This window comes from Brevibacterium daeguense (assembly GCF_021729135.1).
In the GTDB taxonomy this organism is placed as follows: Bacteria; Actinomycetota; Actinomycetes; order Actinomycetales; family Brevibacteriaceae; genus Brevibacterium; species Brevibacterium daeguense.
On record NZ_JAJTWW010000006.1, the window covers coordinates 1 to 5,704 of the forward strand.

Below are 5,704 nucleotides of genomic sequence, written 5' to 3' on the forward strand. Positions count from 1 at the left end.
CGATCCCGACCAGCTCCCGCCAGCACTGGCGACCCTGCGCAGTGTTCTGGACGACGACGGCTCACTCCTCCTCTCGTTCTTCTCAGGCCCACGGTTCGAGGCGTTCCAGCACCCAGCCAACTCGACCTGGAATCCGTATCTTCCCTCCACGCAAAAGCCAACGCCCTGTGCTCCGCCCACGGCGGCAACCCCTCACGCATGCCCAACGAGACGCTCGCCCAACTCCATCCCAAACTCGACTTCCTGCTCAAGGGCCACCGTGTCGACTTCGACGCCCCCCACCTCGAACTCGAGACACTCGCCGCCGTCGATGCCAAGGTAAGCGCGATCATCGATGCACACGAGGATGGGCCTAACCGCTAATTTGTGGGCCTACTTGTCAAGAGGCAAACCCGGATTTCCCCTACGTCGATCAGTCTTGATCCCTCGGCAGCTAACGCCATCAAGCGATCACAGAAGACCGCCATCTAGCGAGCAAATCCACATCTTCCTTTGCTGTCGGCGGCAGCACATGTCTCAATACCCTGTCTCATTCGATAGAGTCTCAACTAGGCGAAGCGAGTCGAGTTTTTGAGAAGGCGGCGGGGATGGCGAGACTGGGGTACGCGCGAGTCAGCACAGTGGAGCAAAACGCGGACCTGCAGATCCGCGCCCTCAAAGAGGCGGGGTGCCTGCGGGTCTACACGGACCACGGAGTCAGCGGCACAAAGACCAAACGTCCGGAGCTGGAGAAGCTGCTGGACAATGCCCGGGCCGGCGACGAGCTGGTTGTGTGGAAGCTTGACCGGCTGGGCCGCAATACCCGCCAGCTGCTCAACCTCGTCGATTCCCTCGAGTCTCAAGGCATCCACTTCCGGTCGCTGACCGAGGGGATCACCACCACCGGACCGATGGGCAAGGCCATGCTCACCGTCATGTCCGCCTTCGCCCAACTCGAACGCGACCAGCTGGCCGAACGCACCCGGGCCGGCCTGGCCGCTGCCGCCGCCCGCGGCCGCAAGGGCGGCCGACCTGCCGTCACCTCTGACACGGAGAAGGTCCGGCAGGCCGGTCAGTACCGGCACGCAGGCCTCACTCCCCCGGAGATCTCCAAACTGCTCGGCGTTAGCCGGGCCACCGTGTACCGTTACCTGGCACTGGCTGCCGAGACCGATGCGTAGGGCCGGGCCCTCGCGGTGCTGTCACCTCTGGAAGTCAGAGGGCGTCGACTGCTCGCCATGCCACGCTTGCTCGATCGCGTCGCGCAACTGATCGAAGCCGACGGGCGCCACACCACTGCTCATAAGTGTCGGCAGGCTGACCGAGGAGGTATTTAGCTCCGCCAGGATCATTCGCGGCGCCACGTAGAACTCCCAGCAGGCCAGATCGAGGGGGTCATATTTGAGAGGCCGTGTCTGCGTGTTCACGCAGAAGACGTAGAGGTCGGCGTTATAACTGGCGTTGTCTGCGTAGGTGTTCGCGGCATCGCGGATCCGCCCTCTTAGTCCAGAGAACACCGGCCTTGAGAGTCTTTTCTGCGGCCACGCCTGAACGTAAGCGGAGCTTTTCACCTCTATCCGGACCTCATCAGACGAGCCACCCGGCAACCACAAGAGGTCGTACTCGTCCCACTCGACTCGAGAGACCTGCAGCCCAAGAGCGGTTGCGACCATGAATTCTGCGAGATAACCCCGAGTGTTGTTCATTCGCAGATCCTGCATCGCGAACTGCCAGAACTGCAGAACAGTCGGTGCCGCAGTAGCACTGCCGGCGAACTTCTCGTCACCCGTGAGTACTGGCAGGTTGGAGGCGTCCGGTTGCAACAGATAGCCGTCCCCGTTCCTGTCAAGCTCATCAAACCCCATAGGGAAATTATCACCGCGCCCGCAGCCGACCACGACCAGGCGAACAATAAAGAACTATGCGGTGGCTGCGCCCAGCCATGGGCGTTCCGTTAGGCGCAAGTACAGCCGCCGTGCCGCCTGCAGGCTGAACTCACCGACGAGCGCATTGAGTGATCTGGATTCTGCCCATGTGGCCTTACGGGCGGTCCACGGCCACAAGTCAGCCCGCTCGCGGCCTTCAGGTTAGTGTTCAACTATGGCAAGTCGTAAGCGAACCGCACGCCTTCTCGTCGTTGATCTGGACGACACACTCTGGACCTGGTTTGACGCTTGGCATAAATCATTCCGTGCGTTTCTAGATGAGCTAGTTCGGCTATCAGGAATCGATGAACAGAATTTGACTGCAGCAATTCGGACGGTTCACCAGAAATACGGAACGACAGAGTTCTCGTGGCTCATTGATGAGCTCGATATTCTCGACCAGGCAGTTCCATCGGGCAAGACCCGCGACGAGTACTACGATCCTGCCCTGCATGCTCAGAACAAGGCCAGAAAAGAAGCCACAGTTCTATACCCTGGCGTCAAGAACACTCTCGAGAAGCTTCGATCACGCGGCACCACGGTCATCGGATACACGGAATCGTTAGCTTTCTGGACACACTGGAGAATTCAACGCACCGGGATCGATGGCTTGCTGGCTTACCTTTATTCTTCCGAAGACCATGACTCACCTTCATGCGTGGTTCCCGAGCAGCGGCGTCATCTCCCTGCGTCGTACTACCAGCTAAGGGAAACCGTCCACCGCCATGTTCCGAAGGGAGTACTTAAGCCAAGTCCGTTCGTTCTACAACAGATCATCGACGATCAAGGCGTCACTGCTGCTGAAACTGTGTACGTCGGCGACAGCTTAATGAAGGATATTGCGATGGCGCAGAGCGTAGAAGCGATCGACGTTTTAGCACAATACGGCATGCGCTTTCGTGACCCCCGATACAGTCTCCTGCAAAGCGTCTCTCACTGGACAGATCAGATGGTGCAATATGAACAGGATGGCAGGCCCGGGGTTCATCCGACGCCGACTCTTACGCTTGCTGAAGGCTTGCACGAACTGGATGAGCATGTGGCTTTCAAACCGACGCAGCGAACCAATGAGTGATTCTCCGGAGAGGAGCGTCGCAGCAGAGTTAGAAGCCAACCTTGAAGTATGGAAGCACGTGGTTAGTGTTCAACAGCACTTCAATGACATTGGTTGGCGAATTCGTTCACTCGCGATCACGGCACTCACGTTCTTTCTCGGCGCAACTTTCTTCGGATTCCTCAACGCGGGCCACGTAACGCTCGTTGGGAGAGAATTCAATCCCGCGATTCTGGTCCCTGTGCTTGGGCTACTCATTTGGTTAATTTTCTGGTTCGCAGACGGCGTTTGGTACCACCGGTTACTTAGCGGTGCGGGAGCAGCTGCATCGACTGTAGAAGACTATTTGAATAGTTACGGCGTTCACGCCGACCTCTCCAAGTCGATCACGAACGCCAGCCATCGGAAGTGGTTCGGCTGCGAAATGTCATCGACTCGCAAACTCAACATCTTCTATCTTTCGGGGACTGTACTTTTGATCGTCACCGGGTTGGGCGTGGCGGGACTGCAGTCCGGTTACTCACCGCGCGACAGCGGAACACCTTCGAAATCGGCCATTACCCCCGCTGCGGATACACGCGAGAACCTAAGTCGAATGAATCACTCGCCAAGCTAGTTCTCAATCCGCATCGTGGACCTACCGCGAGCATCTGTTGCGCAACGCGCCGTGGTGGGCAGGAGACTCAACTCGCGCGGCGCTTCAATGACAGCTTCCGAAGCCGGGGTTGGCGCGAAGCCAGGGTGGATACCGACATCGAGTTGCAGCTACAGATCATGCCATACAGACCTGCGGGCGAATCCGCTCCTGAGGTTTTCACCACTCAAGTCAGCAATAGAGTGTGGATTTGATGGCTCTGTGGCGGTCTTCTGTGATCGCTCTGTGGCGGCTTTCTCCGGCCATGGGAGGCGTTAGTCACCGATGCTTGATCGCGGCTCGGGCACCGACACCGGCATGAAGCGGTCCGTCGATTCGAAGGCGGGTGTGCGCAAGTCCAGCCAGAACCAGCCCTCCCGCGGAACCGAGCACGTTCAGCAACGCTGATCGGAGCGTGCCCCGGGTTAAACCGTCTGCAGCTTTAGGCGGTCAACGCGCAGGTCACTGTGCCGAGACCGTCGAAGTCTGCGGTGATTGTGTCTCCGACGCGCACGGGGATCGGATCGCTGCACGTTCCTGTGGTGACGAAGGTGCCAGCCTCCAGCCCGATCCCCAGTTCGGACAGTTCGTTCACGAGCCAGGTCAAAGCAGTCACCGGATTGCCGAGTACATTTGCGCCCCGCCCTGCGATCTCCCTGTGGCCCGAGGGTCCGTTGACTGCCGCCGACATGTGTACCTTGGAAAGGTTGAGCTCACGCCACCCGGCGCGGACGGAAGGACCCAGCACGAAATGGTGTCCGCAAGCGCTATCCGCAATCAGCTGGAGAGCTCCCACCGCAGTGACATCGGTGAAACGTGTGCTCGGCAACTCGATCCCCAACCGCAAGTCACTCACCGCATCCATGATCTGGTGGGCCCCATAGGGCTCAGGCTGCGGTGCAAGAGACGTGCCCAGGACGAAGACGAACTCCGGCTCCGCCAACTGCATCATGTTGCCGGTGAGGGACACTTCAGCGCCATCCGGGTGCACTCGATCCTCAAGTACCCGTCCGCCCAGTGGGCCGTCAACGTTGATATGCCGCTGCCCGGCAGCGCTGGTGGCCGCGATCTTCCAGCCGACTGTGGGCTGGTGGCTGAGCTCTGTCAACCGGGCCTGCACAGCGTAGGCCGCAGCGCGTGTAGTCGGTGCGGCGTCCACTGGCAACTCTGCGAGCTGCTCCTGCCTCTGTGTTGCCCGGTGGAGAATCTCTGCGCTGCGGTGGACCGCTTCAGACGTCGTGCTGTCCGGTGCTGCGTTGTACGGTGTGTCCGCAGCTGTTGAGTCACTCATGCAGTCAGTGTGGCACAGGACACTACGGGCAGCAGCAGTCGGATCAGGCATTCACTTTCAAGACCGTCTTCGACATCCGACCCGCGGCCATCTTCCGGTGCACATCGACGACATCTTCCAGCGGTGCGACCTGAGGCGGCGTCACCTCGAGTTCACCGTTCTCGATCAGGTCGGCGATGTAAGTCAGAGCAACGTGATCCGGTTCAACGATCAGGCTGGTCCAGCGCACTCCTGCGCTGGTAGCCGCCTCTCCCAGCCCTTGTTGCTGTCCGGAGGGCACTCCGACGACAAGCCCATCCCGGCGGGTGAGCGGCACTGCACGCACCGCGTATTCGCCCCCGATCAGGTCGACGACGACATCGACCTCGCGGATGGGTCCGCCCGGAAGCGCTGGGTCGTCGAACTCGTGGGCTCTGTAATCAACGGTGCGATCGATTCCCAGGGATTCCAGGTGCTCGAGCCGGTCACCCGTCGCGTGTCCGATCACGGTGGCGCCCAGCTTCTTCGCAAGCTGGACCACGTATGTTCCGACGGTGCCGCCTGCGCCGAGCACCAAGACCGTCTGGTCTGCGCTGACCTCTGCGGCGTCATGCACGATCTGGTAGGCGGTGGTCGCGGGGAGAGGGACCGCAGCTGCCGTTGCGAAGTCGATCGAATCCGGGATGCGCACGAGGTGGCGGGACGGCGAGGTCACGAATTCTGCGTATCCGTTCACCGGGCGCGGGAATCTTGGCAACCCGAAGACGCGGTCACCCACAGCGAAACGAGTGACACCCGTTCCTAGCCTCGATCTTTCATGGGTCGGGGCTGGTGAGGTGGTC

7 protein-coding genes are annotated in these 5,704 nt (G+C 60.2%); 4 read left to right on the top strand and 3 right to left on the bottom strand.

Annotated features, from left to right (window positions below; all coding sequences use genetic code 11):
- Window positions 1-198: 198 nt before the first annotated feature.
- Both LXN01_RS06980 and LXN01_RS06985 read left to right on the top strand, forming a co-directional pair.
- The gene (locus tag LXN01_RS06980) at window positions 199-363 is read left to right on the top strand and encodes a hypothetical protein (RefSeq protein ID WP_236863908.1); all 165 of its coding nucleotides are present in this window, start codon (window positions 199-201) and stop codon (window positions 361-363) included.
- Between the two features lie 224 nt (window positions 364-587).
- Window positions 588-1,160 carry a recombinase family protein gene (locus LXN01_RS06985; RefSeq protein ID WP_236863909.1) on the top strand — a complete coding sequence of 191 codons (573 nt, stop codon included), beginning with the start codon at window positions 588-590 and terminating at the stop codon, window positions 1,158-1,160.
- Window positions 1,161-1,181: 21 nt separating this feature from the next.
- Here the strand turns inward: LXN01_RS06985 and LXN01_RS06990 are convergent, their stop codons facing one another.
- Entirely contained in the window at window positions 1,182-1,844 is a 663-nt protein-coding gene (locus LXN01_RS06990; protein WP_236863910.1) for a hypothetical protein, read from the bottom strand.
- 235 nt (window positions 1,845-2,079) lie between these two features.
- Between LXN01_RS06990 and LXN01_RS06995 the strand changes: the two genes are divergently transcribed.
- Window positions 2,080-2,979 carry an HAD family hydrolase gene (locus LXN01_RS06995; protein ID WP_236863911.1) on the top strand — a complete coding sequence of 300 codons (900 nt, stop codon included), beginning with the start codon at window positions 2,080-2,082 and terminating at the stop codon, window positions 2,977-2,979.
- On the top strand, window positions 2,972-3,574 hold the full coding sequence (locus LXN01_RS07000) for a hypothetical protein (RefSeq protein ID WP_236863912.1): 603 nt from the start codon (window positions 2,972-2,974) through the stop codon (window positions 3,572-3,574). The genes LXN01_RS06995 and LXN01_RS07000 overlap by 8 nt, the downstream gene beginning before the upstream one ends.
- A gap of 460 nt (window positions 3,575-4,034) precedes the next feature.
- Here the strand turns inward: LXN01_RS07000 and LXN01_RS07005 are convergent, their stop codons facing one another.
- Window positions 4,035-4,883: a 2-keto-4-pentenoate hydratase gene (locus LXN01_RS07005; protein WP_236863913.1), complete on the bottom strand. Its 849-nt coding sequence runs from the start codon at window positions 4,881-4,883 to the stop codon at window positions 4,035-4,037.
- Window positions 4,884-4,926: 43 nt separating this feature from the next.
- On the bottom strand, window positions 4,927-5,577 hold the full coding sequence (locus tag LXN01_RS07010; protein WP_236863914.1) for a zinc-binding dehydrogenase: 651 nt from the start codon (window positions 5,575-5,577) through the stop codon (window positions 4,927-4,929).
- Between the last annotated feature and the right edge of the window lie 127 nt (window positions 5,578-5,704).

What these genes read in the sequence shown, in the direction of transcription:
- LXN01_RS06995 (WP_236863911.1), top strand. Translation starts at nt 2,080, where the DNA reads ATGGCAAGTCGTAAGCGAACCGCACGCCTTCTCGTCGTTGATCTGGAC.
- LXN01_RS06990 (WP_236863910.1), bottom strand. Translation starts at nt 1,844, where the DNA reads ATGGGGTTTGATGAGCTTGACAGGAACGGGGACGGCTATCTGTTGCAA.
- LXN01_RS06980 (WP_236863908.1), top strand. Translation starts at nt 199, where the DNA reads ATGCCCAACGAGACGCTCGCCCAACTCCATCCCAAACTCGACTTCCTG.
- LXN01_RS07005 (WP_236863913.1), bottom strand. Translation starts at nt 4,883, where the DNA reads ATGAGTGACTCAACAGCTGCGGACACACCGTACAACGCAGCACCGGAC.
- LXN01_RS06985 (WP_236863909.1), top strand. Translation starts at nt 588, where the DNA reads ATGGCGAGACTGGGGTACGCGCGAGTCAGCACAGTGGAGCAAAACGCG.
- LXN01_RS07000 (WP_236863912.1), top strand. Translation starts at nt 2,972, where the DNA reads ATGAGTGATTCTCCGGAGAGGAGCGTCGCAGCAGAGTTAGAAGCCAAC.